General features: G+C 48.4%; 15 protein-coding genes. 6 read left to right on the forward strand and 9 right to left on the reverse strand.

What is annotated here, in order from left to right; all coding sequences use genetic code 11:
- Window positions 1-35: 35 nt before the first annotated feature.
- The 3 genes from QN379_RS00810 to QN379_RS00820 form a co-directional block, all read right to left on the reverse strand.
- Window positions 36-1,343: an MFS transporter gene (locus tag QN379_RS00810; RefSeq protein ID WP_323505764.1), complete on the reverse strand. Its 1,308-nt coding sequence runs from the start codon at window positions 1,341-1,343 to the stop codon at window positions 36-38.
- Between the two features lie 386 nt (window positions 1,344-1,729).
- On the reverse strand, window positions 1,730-2,695 hold the full coding sequence (ylqF, locus tag QN379_RS00815; protein WP_322235871.1) for a ribosome biogenesis GTPase YlqF: 966 nt from the start codon (window positions 2,693-2,695) through the stop codon (window positions 1,730-1,732).
- Between the two features lie 93 nt (window positions 2,696-2,788).
- Window positions 2,789-3,742 carry a histone deacetylase family protein gene (locus QN379_RS00820; protein ID WP_322235869.1) on the reverse strand — a complete coding sequence of 318 codons (954 nt, stop codon included), beginning with the start codon at window positions 3,740-3,742 and terminating at the stop codon, window positions 2,789-2,791.
- A 259-nt stretch (window positions 3,743-4,001) separates the two neighbouring features.
- On the opposite strand from QN379_RS00820, the gene QN379_RS00825 reads away from it, so the two are divergent.
- From QN379_RS00825 to QN379_RS00835, 3 genes are all read left to right on the forward strand, one after another.
- Window positions 4,002-4,928 carry a MoxR family ATPase gene (locus QN379_RS00825; protein ID WP_322235867.1) on the forward strand — a complete coding sequence of 309 codons (927 nt, stop codon included), beginning with the start codon at window positions 4,002-4,004 and terminating at the stop codon, window positions 4,926-4,928.
- Window positions 4,929-5,007: 79 nt separating this feature from the next.
- The gene (locus tag QN379_RS00830; RefSeq protein WP_323505765.1) at window positions 5,008-6,000 is read left to right on the forward strand and encodes a DUF58 domain-containing protein; all 993 of its coding nucleotides are present in this window, start codon (window positions 5,008-5,010) and stop codon (window positions 5,998-6,000) included.
- Window positions 5,997-8,147 (forward strand): DUF3488 and transglutaminase-like domain-containing protein, encoded by a 2,151-nt coding sequence (locus tag QN379_RS00835; RefSeq protein WP_323505766.1) that lies wholly within the window; start codon window positions 5,997-5,999, stop codon window positions 8,145-8,147. Before QN379_RS00830 ends, QN379_RS00835 begins: the two co-directional genes overlap by 4 nt.
- Window positions 8,148-8,226: 79 nt before the next feature.
- Here the strand turns inward: QN379_RS00835 and QN379_RS00840 are convergent, their stop codons facing one another.
- Entirely contained in the window at window positions 8,227-8,403 is a 177-nt protein-coding gene (locus tag QN379_RS00840) for a hypothetical protein (RefSeq protein ID WP_322240771.1), read from the reverse strand.
- Between QN379_RS00840 and mltB the strand changes: the two genes are divergently transcribed.
- On the forward strand, window positions 8,372-9,403 hold the full coding sequence (mltB, locus tag QN379_RS00845; RefSeq protein WP_323505886.1) for a lytic murein transglycosylase B: 1,032 nt from the start codon (window positions 8,372-8,374) through the stop codon (window positions 9,401-9,403). The two genes, QN379_RS00840 and mltB, sit on opposite strands and share 32 nt — an antisense overlap.
- Window positions 9,404-9,574: 171 nt before the next feature.
- Here the strand turns inward: mltB and QN379_RS00850 are convergent, their stop codons facing one another.
- Window positions 9,575-10,111 carry a YaeQ family protein gene (locus QN379_RS00850; protein WP_322235861.1) on the reverse strand — a complete coding sequence of 179 codons (537 nt, stop codon included), beginning with the start codon at window positions 10,109-10,111 and terminating at the stop codon, window positions 9,575-9,577.
- A gap of 265 nt (window positions 10,112-10,376) precedes the next feature.
- On the opposite strand from QN379_RS00850, the gene QN379_RS00855 reads away from it, so the two are divergent.
- Window positions 10,377-10,946, forward strand: a complete 570-nt coding sequence (locus tag QN379_RS00855) for a DUF1415 domain-containing protein (RefSeq protein ID WP_322235857.1) — start codon at window positions 10,377-10,379, stop codon at window positions 10,944-10,946.
- A 718-nt stretch (window positions 10,947-11,664) separates the two neighbouring features.
- On the forward strand, window positions 11,665-11,997 hold the full coding sequence (locus QN379_RS00860) for a hypothetical protein (protein ID WP_322235856.1): 333 nt from the start codon (window positions 11,665-11,667) through the stop codon (window positions 11,995-11,997).
- 102 nt (window positions 11,998-12,099) lie between these two features.
- On the opposite strand, the gene cysM is transcribed toward QN379_RS00860, so the two are convergent.
- The 4 genes from cysM to QN379_RS00880 all read right to left on the reverse strand — a co-directional run bounded on the left by cysM (window position 12,100) and on the right by QN379_RS00880 (window position 16,186).
- Complete coding sequence (gene cysM / locus QN379_RS00865; protein ID WP_323505767.1) at window positions 12,100-13,002, reverse strand: cysteine synthase CysM; 903 nt, start codon at window positions 13,000-13,002, stop codon at window positions 12,100-12,102.
- Between the two features lie 360 nt (window positions 13,003-13,362).
- Window positions 13,363-13,704: a helix-hairpin-helix domain-containing protein gene (locus QN379_RS00870; RefSeq protein ID WP_323505768.1), complete on the reverse strand. Its 342-nt coding sequence runs from the start codon at window positions 13,702-13,704 to the stop codon at window positions 13,363-13,365.
- A gap of 122 nt (window positions 13,705-13,826) precedes the next feature.
- Window positions 13,827-14,792: a D-glycero-beta-D-manno-heptose-7-phosphate kinase gene (gene rfaE1 / locus QN379_RS00875; protein ID WP_322235851.1), complete on the reverse strand. Its 966-nt coding sequence runs from the start codon at window positions 14,790-14,792 to the stop codon at window positions 13,827-13,829.
- A gap of 11 nt (window positions 14,793-14,803) precedes the next feature.
- Window positions 14,804-16,186, reverse strand: a complete 1,383-nt coding sequence (locus tag QN379_RS00880) for a UDP-glucose/GDP-mannose dehydrogenase family protein (RefSeq protein WP_323505769.1) — start codon at window positions 16,184-16,186, stop codon at window positions 14,804-14,806.
- Between the last annotated feature and the right edge of the window lie 78 nt (window positions 16,187-16,264).

A 16,264-nucleotide genomic window follows, 5' to 3' on the forward strand; every position in this document is an offset into this window, starting at 1 on the left:
CTGTCCCGCGCCTCTGTATGTCGATAAATGCAAAGTCATTGAAAAGCAGCTGGATATATTCGACTATAAGCCTCATCAAGTTCATCTTCTGACATTCTCATAAATAGGCGAATATTCGGGATGATTGCCACACCAAACATCAGCACTAATATAGCCATTCCTGTAATTTTAGATGTTGCTTCTACTCCATAGTTGCTTATCGCAAAGCCCATAATCAGGCTGCCTATTGGGATCGCCAATGATGAGAAAAATGACACGGTAGCCGCCATTCGATTTCTAAACTCCGCAGGTGTTGCTAAGGTTCTGACCATTGATGTGTTCACATTAATGAAAATTAATCCCATCCCGCCTAAAATAAAAAAGATTGGTAAAACAAAAGGCGCAAAGCTGAATCCAACGGCTAATAAATTCAGACCAAGTAGTCCGAACCCTGCCATTATCAGATGGTCTCTAAATAGACGTTGCCTGGCCAATCGTGCCATTATTCTACTTGCCAGCAAAATGCCAATCCCAAATGAGCAATCTAGCAATCCTATATACCAAGCAGGAAGATGAACAGTCTCTTGCACGTAGAATGGAACTATTACAGCAAAAAAGGGAAAAAGCACCAGATTTATCATCATTGCGAGCAAGGCAAGATAGAACTCCATTTTCACCTTAAAAACGACCTTAAACCCGGAACTAATTAGTACATGCCAAGGAGTAATGAATGGTACTTTGTCCACGTCTGCAATAGTTCGGCCTGTCGTTGCTGACTCATCTACATTGAACTTGCATATCATGATTAGGGCAGCAACGATAATAATCAAATCAATGCTCAAGGCTTGTACTACCCCAAATGTGGATACAAGTAATCCAGCAATAGCCGGCCCCAGAAGCATTGCAATAGATGACAATAATGCTTTCTGATTGAAAGCCGCGCTAGCCCTGCCGGGAGATGCTAGCTGCGGAATAATACTTGATTGGATTGGATCTCTAATCCCGACTGCCACTCCAAGAACCATCATCGCCATTGTTACTAGAATTGCTGAAAAATGATCAAGGAACGAAAGTATCAACAGTCCAGCAGCACCAGTCATTGATAAAACATTGCAAACACGGACTATTTTCATTTTCGGATAACGATCTCCGGTCCAGCCCAACAAAGGTTTAGCTAGTACCTCAGCACCAATGGTGCAGGCTATTATTATCGAAAAAAAACTGACAGAACCGGTTTCCTTGAGCGCCCACCAAGCTATAGCTAGTTGATTGCACCTAGCGCCAACAGTTAAAAGAAAAAAGCTCCATTGAAAACGCCACAATCTCCAATTTGAGGTCGGCATTTTATTTAGCTCACCGTCCATTACTGCCCCTGCATTTTTGTGCTTTAAATATTCGACGCAAGCGAGATAACACGCAACCGTGTACAAATGACGATCTAAATTCGATAGCACTGAGGCGTCTCTAATAAAGAGGATGAGGAGTGTGAAGAGGAGAACCGGCGACTGAGGAGGATGATTACGCTGGCAAACTAGTAGTAACGACTCTGGCGAAGCGAGATGGTGCAGTGTTCCACTGGCAAACAGAATGGTTTCGGTTCGCGTAACGGGCCAAGTCTTTGCCACAAACTAGACCCGTTACCGTGACTGCGCGTAATTATCCTCAAAGCGCGCCCTCACGATCACCCGCATGTTTGACAACCAGACAGGGCCGGTAGAAATAACCAACCCTATCATTTGGCATCTATCCATTACGATTCAGGTACATCCCGAGGCGGATTATAAAAGCGTTCTTCAGCTTCTGCCGCGGCGATGATGTCATCCTTGGCTTGTTGCTTTTCCAGAAGCTCTTGCGCATGTTGTGCGAGGCTGTCTGCGCGGCTTAGTGGCGTTTCCAGCGAGATACGTCCCAGCGCGCCGGTACGAAAATCTTGCAACAGCGTGTTTGCGGCTTTTTCAATATCATAGCCACCGCCTTTGAGACGATAACCGCGACGAATTGCCACACCTTCAATTACATCCACGCCGTCGGTGGTGTCGGTGATTTTCATGCCGAACCGCGCCGCTACCAACTCGGGATAGCGCTGCAATAAGACGTCGGCGAGATAGGTTGCGACTTCTTCTTCGATGAGTGCATTGACGCCGACTGCATGGCTAGCGGCCAACATCATGCCATCGCTTGGCAACGCAATCTTGGGCCATAGCATACCTGGCGTATCGATCAGGACCATGTTTTTGTTGAGGTACAAACGCTGCTGTACTTTGGTGACAGCAGGTTCATCGCCGACTGCGGCAACGCGCTTTTTCAGCAATGCATTCATTAATGTCGATTTTCCGACGTTAGGAATGCCCATGATCATCATCCGCAGCGGTTTCAGCGGTGTGCCACGATGTGGCGCCAGCGCCAGCGCCAAACCCGGCACTTTCAACACATCAGATGGCTTCTTGCAGCTTAGCGCGACAGCATTGACATCTTTTTGGCTGTTGTAATGGTTGATCCAGGTCTGTGTTGCAACCGGGTCCGCAAGATCACTTTTGTTCAGGATTTTGAGGCAAGGACGCTGACGAAACAGTCGCAGTTGCTCGATCATCGGATTACAGCTGGCCTGCGGAATGCGGGCATCCAGCACTTCGATGATCATATCGACCTTTTCCATGGCTTCCGCCGCCTTTTTGCGGGCAGCGTTCATGTGGCCGGGGAACCATTGTATGGACATGCGTTTTCTTGTCTGACGAAAATAAACCGCTATTGTACGGACTTCCCTGCGGAATCATCACGAACTTGTGCCACAAACAACGGTTTTCGCAGATTATTCTAGCTCAGCCAATACTTTCAAATGAGCAACAACACTACGCCCTAACGCCGACAAATGATAGCCCCCCTCAAGGCAGCTGACTATTCGCCCTTGCGCGTACTGTTTTGCCACTTGCGTCATTTGCTGAGTGATCCACGCATAATCCGCCTCCACTAGCGACATTTGCCCCATATCGTCTTCGCGATGGGCGTCAAATCCTGCCGAAATAAACAGCATTTGTGGCTGGTGCGCGTGCAGCGCCGGTAACCATTGCTCGGTCACCAACTTTCGCACGACGTCGCCGCCGGAATATGCAGGAACGGGCACGTTGATGATATGCGCAGGTGCCGCTTCGATGCCACTGAACGGATAAAACGGATGTTGGAAGAAGCTGACCATCAGCGCCCGTGGGTCGTCCAGGAAAGCCTGTTCAGTGCCGTTGCCGTGATGCACGTCGAAATCAATAATCGCTACACGCTCTAAACCATGCACTTCGAGCGCATGGCGGGCGGCAATCGCGACGTTATTGAACATGCAAAACCCCATCGGAGCCGCGCTGGTGGCGTGGTGACCCGGTGGTCGGACCGAACAAAAAGCGTTATCGAGTTCGCCAGCGATGACGGCATCAGTCGCTGTCAGCGCTGCGCTCACAGCGCGCAAGGCCGCTTGCCAGCTATATTTATTAAGAAAAGTATCTGCATCAAGCGGATAGTGGGCCACGCCGCTTTTAGCCAAAGCCAATGCATTGGCCCGCACCAGTTCGATTGCTTCAGGACTATGCACGCGTTCGATAGCCGCTACCAGACTGGCCTCGGCGACATTTGGGACGTCTCGATAATCCAGTAACTGTGAAATACGACTGGATATCAACTGATCTTCAATGGCTTGCAACCGCTGCGGAGACTCCGGATGCCATTCCCCCATTTCATGCAATTTACAATCGGGATGCGTATAAAAGGCTGTTGTCATTTTATTTTTCTAGTTATCGAATTGCTAGCTTAAAATCTATTTTCTAAATCTATAATCTCTTACGTACAGTGTACCCAAGAAAATGCAGAATTGAAGAACAAGATACTTGCTTTATTTGCAATCAGACTATTCTCGATTTGTGGCGCTCAACCCATTTAATTCCGAATCAATATACGAACCGCGCTAATCTCAGTAACAGATTAATTAAATTACAGGTCACCTCGCTTTTTCACCCCCTTTGCACCACATCGAAGGTCTCATGCTCGTAAAACTCCATGCAGTCGCTAAACAAGTTAATCAAATTGTCGTCGGTAAGGAGATGCAGATTCGGCAGGCGTTAGTCTGTCTATTGGCTGGTGGACACCTTTTAATTGAGGATGTTCCGGGGGTTGGCAAAACGACGCTAGCGCACGCGTTGGCGATCTCGCTGGGATTGCGCTTTAACCGACTTCAGTTTACCAGCGACCTGCTGCCTGCCGATATTGTGGGTATTTCGGTGTTTGATCGGGAAAAGAATAATTTTCTGTTCCACCCTGGTCCAGTCTTTACGCAAGTTTTGCTCGCTGATGAAATCAATCGCGCAACGCCAAAAACCCAATCAGCATTGTTAGAGGCGATGGAGGAGCGGCAAGTGACTGCGGAAGGTCGGACGCGCGACTTACCTGAACCGTTTTTTGTCATTGCGACACAAAATCCCTCTCATCAGGTCGGTACATTTGCGCTGCCGGAGTCTCAGCTTGATCGTTTTTTAATGTGTCTTTCATTAGGCTATCCGGATGCAGTGGCAGAGCGCGCGCTGTTGATGGGAGAAGATCGTCGCACATTACTCAAGTCGCTACAAAAGGTGATGGAACCTGAAGAATTGATTACGGCCCGACAAAGTTTGCGAGAAATCCATACTTCTCCAGCATTGATCGACTATATTCAGGCATTGGCCCAAGCATCGCGCCAGGAAGCTTTTTTTGTAGAAGGGATGAGCCCTCGCGCGGCAATTGCGTTAGTGCAGGCCGCCAAGGCATGGGCCGCCATGGAAGGGCGCAACCACGTGATTCCCGAGGATGTGCAGGCGGTATTGGTGCCGGTAACCGCGCATCGATTACGCCCGCTGAAATCACGCAATGGTGGTGGAACGGCTATCGGAAGTCGCGATTTGGTCTTGCAATTATTAAAATCCGTACCCGTTTAAGCGCCACCGGCTCATGACTATGCCGACGACTCAATCCACCAGGGCGCCCCGAAAATCAGAGCGCAGGGCGAAACCCCGGATGCCGTTTCATCTTACGCTTCCGTTACGGTTTCCGTTCAAGCCGCGTGAAGGGCAAGCGGAGGATGGCGAAGTTTTTCTCGACCAGCGACGCGTCTATATATTGCCGACCCGCGCCGGTTGTGCCTTTTTTGGCATTCTCGTTCTGCTGTTCATTGGATCGATTAATTACAACCTCAGTCTGGGCTTTGCACTGACGTTTGTACTTGCTGCTTGCGCGACGATCGACATGCATCTAACTTTTCGTAATCTGGCTTTTTTATATCTGACGTCAGATCATAACGCGCCTGTATTTTCCGGCCAAGAGGCGCTGTTCGCATTACGCCTGATCAATCGCCGCAAACACGCTCGTTATGCCATCTGGCTGGGTTTTATCGGTAAAGACTTGCCGGAGTTGGAGCAGCCCGTTGATGTCGCCGCATCGACCGCTTATGGCGTGATACTGACGACAGCTACGCCAAGGCGGGGCCTCTTGGCAGCGCCGCGGGTGCGCCTGCAAACACGCTTTCCTCTAGGATTTTTGCGAGCCTGGTGTTATTGGCAGCCAGATGGAACCGTTTTGGTCTATCCGCAACCGGAGGACGCAGCATCGGCACCGCCACTACCAGTAACCGCACGCGAAAGTAGCACCGGCAACGCACACGCTGGTCACGAGGACTTTGCTGGCGTGCGCGCCTATCAACCGGGCGACTCACTCAAGCATCTGGCATGGCGACAAATTGCTAAGCTCAGCTCTGGTGACGACGCACATTTAATTACCAAATACTTCGACGATGGCGCTGCCAGCGATTTGACCATCGATTATGCAGCACTGCCCTATACGATGGATGTGGAGGCAAAATTATCTCGGATGACGCGCTGGATATTAGAGGCCGAGATGCTAGGTTTGCCGTACGCGTTTCGCATTGGCGATATCACATATTCTGCGGCTATCGGTGCGAGCCATCAGCAAGCATGTTTGCAAGCGCTTGCGCTGTTCGAGGGCCACGCATGAGTGACGTCATTGAGCAAAACAATTCAGAATCTGGCTCAACATCTTTGCCAACGTCAACAAATACTAAAGCTGGCGCTTTTTGGCTCAGCAATCATTTCAACGCTTTAGCCCGCGACAAAAGCGACACATTACTATTGCTGCTTGCCTGCGCAATGGTGTTGTTACCGCATATTGCCCATCTACCTGTTTGGACGTCACTAACATGCACGCTAGTGTTGATGTGGCGTGGCACGATAACCTGGAGAGGCAATCGCCTGCCGCCGCTAGGTCTGTTATTGCCATTGGCATCGTTGACGATGCTGGGCGTATATCTGAACGAGCACACGATGTTTGGGCGCGATGCCGGGGTCAGCATGTTGGTGCTATTACTGACGTTCAAATTATTAGAAATGCGCGCTCGCCGTGACGTTTTTGTAGTGCTTTTTCTGAGCTTCTTTCTCGTCCTCACGACCTTTTTCTATTCTCAATCCATATTTACCGCGTTCTTGGTGATTGCCACGCTGGTCGTGCTATTAACGGCACAATTATCTTTTCAATTTACAGGTGCAATACCGCATCTGAGACAGCGCCTGCGTATGGGCGGGTTTATTCTGATGCTTGCAGTGCCGCTCACGCTGGTGCTGTTCTTGTTATTTCCGCGCATTCAAGGGCCACTATGGAGTATGCCCGGAGATGCATCTGGCGGGCACACCGGGATGTCTGACAGCATGGCACCGGGCACGATTTCACAACTGGCGATGTCCGATGATATTGCGTTTCGTATCAAATTTATTGATCCCGCACCCGCACCTGCTCAACGCTATTGGCGTGGCGCAGTGTTGAGCAAATTCGATGGACGCACATGGACGCGGAGGTCGGCATCAACGCTCCCATTGCCACAACCGAATGCCCTCACAGCGAATAAGACAAGTACCGAGATCGTGCGTCAGCAGGTCACTATGGAAGCGAGTAATCAACGCTGGCTATTCGCCTTGGAAACCCCGGAAATACCGCCTACATTAGAAGCTAATCCCGCCGCTCACATCTTCATCAACGCTGACCGTGAAATCCTATCGGATCGGCCGATTACCGAACGGACACGTTACGACGTGAGATCTGTTATTCATAACCAAGGTGCTCTGCCAGCAGCTGACACCGATGTAGCAGCGGTTCTGCGTGAAGCCCGTAGTTTGCCAGAAGGTTTCAATCCACGTACCCTCGCTTTTGCCGAGACCCTGCGATCCAAAGCGGCTAATGATGCCGAGGTGGTCCATGCGGCGCTTGATTTTTTTCACAATGAAAATTTTAACTACACGCTGGAACCACCCCTTCTCGGTCACGATAGCGTAGATGAATTTCTATTTTCCACCCGCGCTGGTTTTTGCGAACACTACTCAAGCGCCTTCGTGGTCTTGATGCGTGCTGCAAACATCCCTGCACGCGTGGTTACTGGTTATCAAGGTGGTGAATTTAACCCCGTAGATGATTTTATGACAGTGCGACAATCGGACGCACACGCATGGGCCGAAGTGTGGTTGAAGGAGAGCGGCTGGACACGGGTTGACCCCACCGCCGCGGTTGCACCCGAACGCATTCAAAAACCTCTGAACCAAGTCATGTCACGGAGTTTTTTAGGCGGCTTGATTAATATCGGGACTTCGCCCAACAGTTGGTGGAATAAGCTGCATATTGTCCGGGAAAATTGGGAGGCACTCAGCAATAACTGGAATCAATGGGTGCTGAATTACACACCGGACAGGCAAAAAAATCTGCTGCAATATTTTGGTATTCAACAACTTGACTGGCGTATGTTGGTTGGATTAATGATCGGCCTTGGTTCACTCGCCATGGCAGTTGTTGCATTGCCCTTACTGTGGGTCCGAAACAAGATTGATCCAATTGATGAGGTATACTCAGGCTTCTGCAGTCGAATGGCGCGATATGGCATAGACATGACCAGACAAGTTTACGAAGGTCCAGGCGCGTATCGTGATCGCCTGTGTAAGGATGCATCACCACTGACGCCACAGGCAAAAAAGGCGGTGGCACTCTTTCTTACTGCTTATGAAACATTGCGCTATAGCACCAACAGTGGTGTTGACCAGGTCTCGCTGGCATCATTAAAAATACAATTTAAAAAACTTAAACCTTTTCTTTCAAAATCTTGATGAAACCTCTCATTCGCGCCACGTTACCCGCTCTTTTACTGCCATGTTCCTTGCCAAAATTACTGCAACGGTCTCGACTTTACGCAGCGTTGGCGATCGCAATGTTAACTGCTGCCTGCGCCGTAAATCCGCCAATAACCAAGCCATCAAGTCCCCTCAATGCGGGCGCTCCTGCAGCTCCAACCGCTACGTCGGGCAATCTCCCGAATAGTGTCGCCGCTACGATGCCGCCGCCAAGATTAGTGGACTCAGGCATTGCGCCGGCTACTGGTGACGATAATGAGTTCACCAATTTCGGACAATGGAAAACTGTCTCTGCTTTCATTGATCAAATGGTCGCCAGGAACGATTTTACCCGCGCAGAATTAGAAGCCGTGTTTAACAAAACACGTTTAGTCGATAGCGCAATCCAGTTAATGAAACCAGGTCCTCCGGGCAAGCCTAAAAACTGGGTCGCGTATCGCGCACGTTTCGTTGAGCCAATCCGTATTAAAGCTGGCGTCAAATTCTGGGATACCTACAGTGATGCGCTTGCTCGCGCGGAAGCTCAGTACGGTGTTCCAGCTGAAATCATTGTCGGTATCATTGGCGTTGAAACCGTCTATGGCCGAAATACTGGCAATTTTCGCGTAATGGATGCGATTACCACATTGGCATTCGACTATCCAAACACACCAACCCGCGACGCGCGTATGGCATTTTTCCGTAAAGAATTAGAAAACACGTTGCTGTTTGCCCGTGAGTCGAATATCGATCCCTTTTCGCTGTTAGGTTCGTACGCTGGTGCCATCGGCTGGCCACAATTTATGCCTAGTAGCATTCGTCAATACGGAGTCGATTTTGATGGAAACGGAAAAATTGACCTGCGCAACTCGCCGATTGACGCCATTGGAAGTGTCGCCCATTACTTGCAGGTGCACGGCTGGAAAACGGGCGAGCCGATCGTTTTTCCGGCAACCGTGGCGACCGATACCAGTAGCGAAAACCGCTGGCAAGCGTTTATCGGACAAGGTCTGGAAGCAAAATTTTCTCTGGATGAATTGACGGCCGCGGGCGTGATGTCAAAAGCAGCGCTGGCTGGCGGCAGCAATATGCGCTTTGGTCTGGTCGACCTGCAAAATGGCAACGCACCGACCGAACATTGGCTTGGCACGGATAATTTCTTCGCCATTACCAAATATAACCGCAGTTTCTTTTACGCTATGTCGGTGATTGATTTGGGGCGCTCAGTTAGTGCGGCACGTGCAGGCCGCTAGTTCCCTGCTTTGGCTGCCACGGTGGTCCATCGTGGCAAAACAATGCTCTATGATTGATGATATCTACTGCGCGATCAGAGAGAAAAAATCGCCATCAGGATCATCGATTTCTTTGCTACGCCCAATACACGCTAGTCAGATACCAGACAGCAGAAGCCCAGCGACTGAAAGTTAACCCTGAAGGGTCGTTAAATCTACCTGAACCGTTTCGTCGTTGGCGTTCATCCAGATTTGACCGTCTTGAATAGTGCATTGCAATTGCATATTGCGCTGAGCCTGTTTGCTCAACGCGATACTCGTGCCAGCAGGCAGATTGATGACAGTCAGGTTACGGGCACGCGCCACTTTATTACTTATTTGCGCCCACCAGATATGACTGGTGCTGCTGTAACAGTAAACCACCACCTGCCCTGCACGCCCACAAGCTTTCAAAATACGCTTCTCGTCCGGCTGCCCAACCTCAACCCACAAATTGATGGCACCGGTCAGGTCTTTCTCCCAGATATCCGGCTCATCAACATCCCATAATCCTTTACTAAAAACCAGTGCTTCAGAAGCGTGACGCGCAAAAGCTAACACACGCACCATCATCCGTTCGTCGGTTTCCGATGGATGTCGGGCGATAGTAAGCGCATGCTCTTGATAATAGTGACGGTCCATATCCGCAATTTGCAGATCGACTTTAAAAATAGTTGCTTTAAGGGCCATGATACGGAGCTTTATTGGTGGTGGTTGCGTGGATCAACATGACAACACAAACCCCAACATACGCACCTTGCGTGCGCAGTGGTCGGTTCGCGACCGGAAGAATAACCCGTTTTGTTTTTTTGTGGACGATATATAGTGTGCTTTTTTAGGCAAATGGCTTTTGTGCGCCGCCCATTGCTCTTTAATCACTTCTACGCTTTGCACTTCAGATGGGCAAATTTGCGCCCAAAGTGCTGATTTTTTATTCATTTTATTATTAATCACCATGCCCCAATTCACTGAGCAAGTCATTTCCGATACTAAACACTGGGTTGAGCGCGCCGTAATTGGCCTGAATTTGTGCCCTTTCGCCAAGGCGGTATATGTCAAAAATCAAATTCGCTTCGTCGTCAGCGGTGCGCAAAATGTTGCAGACCTGCACACTGACCTACAAACTGAACTGGATTTTCTATTTCAGGCAGATCCGGCTTTAATTGATACAACGCTATTAATTCACCCTCACGTATTACAAGATTTTTTGGACTACAACGATTTTCTGGACGACGCTGATGCCCTGCTTCAAACCCTCGATCTCGAAGGTGAAATTCAAATAGCCAGTTTTCATCCTGATTATCAGTTCGCCGGCACAGAACCGGAAGACATCGCCAACTACACCAATCGCTCGCCTTATCCGACGCTGCATTTATTGCGCGAAGCAAGTCTAGATAATGCGATAGAAGCGTTCCCTGAAGCTGCTGAGATTTTTGAAAAAAATGTGCAAACCATGGAGGACTTGGGTATTTTAGGCTGGGGGAAACTAGACGTCGCAGCTACCTTGGAAGAAAAGAAATCCTGAAATAATATCTGGAAGAATATCTATCACAGCAACATTTTTCGCTTTGAAAATTGCACATCACCAATCAAAGGACCACAGGATTTTCCTTTTTTCAGTCGACATAAACGCAAAATCAATCGGTATGTCGCGTTCATCGTATTTGCCATGGATAAGCGTTAAAGCAAGCATGTAATATTTCCAGTTGGGATCCATGTGCTCATGTCGCCCAACAGAGTTTTTTAAAATGCGGTGAAAGCAAGCCATCCCCTGAAACACAAACACACGCAAGAATTCACAATCGATAAAGATCGGGCATTGAAGCCTGAGCCGTCAACACAAAGCGAGGTAAAAGGTGTCAAATTTGGAAGGAAACTGCAGAATTTAAAGATGTTGTCAAAATACTTTAAGAAGAATAAAGTGACGGAAAAGCACTATAAATCATTGAGCAAAAAATAAAATTAAGTTTTTGCAACTTTTTACTAGAAATCATCATCCAACCTGCTAGAAGTTGTTAGAGTTCAAAGTAAGTTATTAAAATCCAATTTTGTTGTTTTTTTACTACCGCTATTTTGAATTGTTTTAAAGTGTTTCTTTTTGACAAAAAATACATAGAATCGGTATAAAATAAAGCTACTTGCAACTTCGCCAATAAGCTGAAGGTTACCGCCGCGCAATATTTCGACATACTTAGCGCAAACCTTCCCTATTCAACATCAGAATAAATGGAATCTATCGAACTATGAATACCTCATTAGAAGCGCCAAAAAGCAACAAATTGGATGAGCAAGTGTCTTACGACCCAAACCATTTGCTTGACTCTCTCATAGATAAGTTACATCTGAAAAATGATGCCGCCTTGTCACGTGCGTTAGAAGTTGCTCCACCCGTAATTAGCAAGATTCGCCACCACCGCCTGCCGGTCGGCGCTTCATTGTTGATTCGTATGCATGAAGTTAGCAGCCTCACTATTAGTGAACTACGCGCCTTGATGGGTGATCGTCGTGAAAAATTCCGTATCAGCGACAAACAATTTAAGCCAAAAGATAAAATCGAGGCAGAACAACAAAAGTAATGTGGTCGTCGCTACGCCCTGCGTTTGTTATCTGGTTTGGTTTAGTGCGCTTGCAACATTACAAGATTGCAAGCGCACTAATGTAATATGCACTCATAACAGCTACGCAGGGAAAACACCCGTTGATAAGTATCGATCCCCGCGATCGCAGACGATGAACACGATTGTTGCATTTTCTACTTGTTGAGAAATACGCAACGCTACTTCGCAGGCGCCTGCCGCGGATATCCCGCAAAAGATACCCTCTTCACTTGCTAGTCTGCGTGCCATGTGCTCGGCTGCAGATTGACTAACCGACTCAATTTGATCTACGCGTGCATGATCGTAAATTTTCGGCATATATGCTTCCGGCCATTTTCTGATGCCTGGAATCTGTGACCCCTCTTCCGGCTGTGCACCGATAATCTGTATGGCCTGATTTTGCTCCTTCAGGTATCGAGATACACCCATGATTGTGCCGGTGGTCCCCATCGCGCTGACGAAATGGGTAATTTTTCCGCCGGTATCACGCCATATTTCAGGGCCTGTGGTTTCGTAATGCGCCAACGCGTTATCCGGGTTAGCAAACTGGTCCAAAATCAAGCCCTCACCATCTTTTTCCATTTTTTGCGCCAGATCGCGCGCGTACTCCATACCGCCTGTCTTAGGCGTTAATATGATTTTGGCACCGTACGCAGCCATACTTTGGCGACGTTCTTCGCTCAAATTTTCTGGCATTAACAACACCATTTTGTAACCGCGCATTGTCGCTACCATTGCTAAGGCAATGCCAGTATTGCCACTAGTCGCTTCAATCAGAGTATCGCCTGGCTTTATGTCACCGCGTGCTTCGGCGCGTTTAATCATCGACAGCGCAGCTCTATCCTTGACTGAGCCGGCTGGATTATTTCCCTCTAACTTGCCGAGGATAATATTGTTACGCTGGGCGGTAATGTCGGCTGAAATGCGCTTTAGCTGAACCAGCGGCGTGTTTCCGATTGTGTCTTCGATAGTGAGATAGGGCATAGTTTACGCTTAGCAGAAGAGGCAAAAGACCTATTCTAATATGAGACTTTATTGTGCGTATGCAGTACGACCAAATCAAATACGAATACGATTCAGAAGCCGTTACTATTCGCGTGAAATGGGCCCCTAGTTGCATTGTTCAATGCACCACTAAGTGACTCGCTAATTACGCTAATGGGTCAGCTAAGTTCAAGCCATCACCAAGTCACGTTTATGATGTCAGAAGCGATTAATTAAAAGCTATTCATCACGGTCAATTTGATCGCAAAAAAATAAAAAAGCTCCTTATTTCCAAGGAGCTTTCAAAAGATGAGCAATACAATTAATTAATACGACACCATGTCGCCAAATTCTTTTCTACTATTTGACAGGTACTTTAACCGCTTCTTTTTTGGGCTCGGCTTTCACTCCAGGTTTTGCTGGGACATTCGATTTCGATTGACCATTGACTTGTAATCCAGCCGTCGACAATTTAACAGCACTTTTGCCGCCAATCCCTTTAACCCGCTTTTCAAAATCAGGCCAATCTTTAAAGTTGCCACCTTTGGTACGTTCGTCAAGAATGCGTTTAGACGTCGATGATCCTACGCCCTTCACACTATCAAGCGCAGCCTTATCGGCCTTATTCACGTCAACTTGCGCGAATGCCATACTCATGGTGACAATTGACATTGCCGTGATCTGGAATAATTTTTTTAGCATGCAGTCCTCTTTCTTTTAGTGTGATGAGTTCATTTAATGAACCTGACGTAAATACGCCGTGCTCATTATAGGAAGCCGTTGTTGTTAAAAACGGCCATTCTCATCACACTCTAGGACTTGGCTTATGGGAACAGTTCTTTATGCGTGACCGTTGCAGTCCCGAGCTTACCAACCACAATACCGCCAGCACGATTTGCCAGAGCCACCGCCTCAGCAATCGGAAAACCCGCACCCATCATGACCGCCATCGTCGCAATCACCGTATCACCTGCACCGGAGACATCGAACACTTCACGCGCCATGGTCGGAAAATGAACCACTTGGTGATCCGTATACAAGGTCATTCCCTCTTCTGACCGCGTCACCAAAAGTGCTTCCAGTGCTAGCGATTGACGTAGGTTTTGTGCCTTCGTGGTGAGTTCTTCTTCGCTTTTCCAGGTACCGACAATCCGCATCAATTCAGATTTATTCGGGGTCAATATCGTAGCGCCCGCATACCGTGAAAAATCGTCTCCTTTGGGATCAACGAGAATACATTTCCCCGCATCCTTGGCGGCTGCGATCATATCAGCGACATTGACCAAGCTCCCTTTAGCGTAATCCGATAAAACGATCACACCATATTGCGGCAATAATGTGTTGAAACGAGTCAATTTATCGCGCAAAACAGTGTCGGTTGGTGGTTCTTCAAAATCGATCCGCAGCAACTGCTGCTGACGCCCAATCACACGCAACTTGATGATGGTCGAAATGGCCGGGTCGCGCGTCAGGAAGCTATTGATCCCTAACTCAGTCAACAGGCTATCCACAACGTCGCCCGCCTCGTCTTGGCCAACCACACCAAGCAAACCGGCACCACCGCCAAGCGTAGCGATATTACGGGCAACGTTAGCCGCGCCACCTAAGCGCTCTTCACGCTTTTCAACGCGTACTATCGGTACCGGCGCTTCTGGTGAAATCCGGCTTACTTCGCCAAACCAATAGCGATCTAGCATGACATCGCCGACCACCAATATTTGAACGCTTTCAAACGAAGCAGGAACCACTTGTGAAACTTGTGAGACTTCCACTTTCTGATTGGCTTTCATACTGGTTGCCCTCACTTACGCGCCAGTACCGAGCGACCAATGCCGTAATACTCGAAACCGATCTCGCTCATCACTGTTGGCTCGTATAAATTACGTCCATCAAAAATCACCGGTGCCTTCAAATACGTGCGAACCTGATGAAAATCAGGGCTACGATATGTTTTCCACTCAGTAACGATGACCAGTGCATCGGCGTCCTGTAAGGCTGCCATTTGGTTTTCGCAGAAATGCAGTCGCTCCAATAACTCCGGTGTGGCAGCAAAGTCCAACTCAAGGACACGCTTGGCTTCCACCATGGCAACCGGATCATGCACTGCTACCGACGCGCCGCGGCCCAGTAACTCACTCAACAAAACACGCGATGATGCTTCGCGCATGTCGTCTGTATTAGGTTTGAATGCCAAACCCCATAATGCAAAGTGTTTCCCAGTCAAATCGCCGCCAAAACGGTCAACGATTTTATTTCCCAGCACGTGTTTTTGATTATTATTAACTTGTTCTACTGCCCGCAGAATCAACAACTCTTGATCGTAACCGCGTGCAGTACGTTCCAACGCTTGAACATCCTTAGGAAAGCACGAACCTCCGTAACCGCAACCGGCATACAAAAAGCTATGTCCGATACGCGGGTCTGACCCGATACCATGACGCACAGCTTCAATATCAGCACCGACTTTATCTGCAAGATTGGCCAATTCATTCATGAATGAAATGCGAGTTGCCAGCATTGCGTTCGCAGCATATTTAGTGAACTCGGCAGAACGCACATCCATCCAGTACGTGCGCTCGTGATTCCGATTAAACGGTGCGTAAAGCTGCGTCATTAATGCATGAGCAGTCTTGCCGTCGGCACCATCATCACACCCAATCACGATACGGTCCGGACGCATAAAATCGTCCACCGCAGCGCCTTCTTTCAAAAACTCCGGATTGGATACTACGGAGAATTTCATACCTGCATCGCCTGGTGTCCGGTTCGCCAGCTCAGCCCGAATCGCGGCAGTAACTCTGTCTGCGGTACCGACCGGCACCGTCGACTTATCAACAATCACCTTGAAATCAATCATGTATTTACCGATATTACGCGCAGCTGCCAGCACATATTGTAAGTCGGCCGAACCATCTTCATCAGGCGGCGTACCAACTGCAATAAATTGAATCTGACCATGGGCAACGCTGGCGGCAATATCAGTCGAAAACCGTAAGCGACCGTTCGCCCGATTGCGACCAACGATTTCGGCTAAACCTGGTTCGTGTATTGGGATGCCACCGCTATTTAAGATAGCGATTTTCTTTTCGTCCAAATCAAGACAAAAAACGTCATTGCCAAGTTCAGCTAGGCAAGCGCCCGTGACCAAACCAACATAACCGGTTCCGATAATTGTTATTTTCATATTTTTCCGTATTGCGCTTTACTGTATTTCAACCGTAAAAATACGATTGAAGGTTAACTACCCGTGACCTATCGACCG

This window comes from Glaciimonas sp. Gout2 (assembly GCF_035018905.1).
Lineage (GTDB): Bacteria > Pseudomonadota > Gammaproteobacteria > Burkholderiales > Burkholderiaceae_D > Glaciimonas.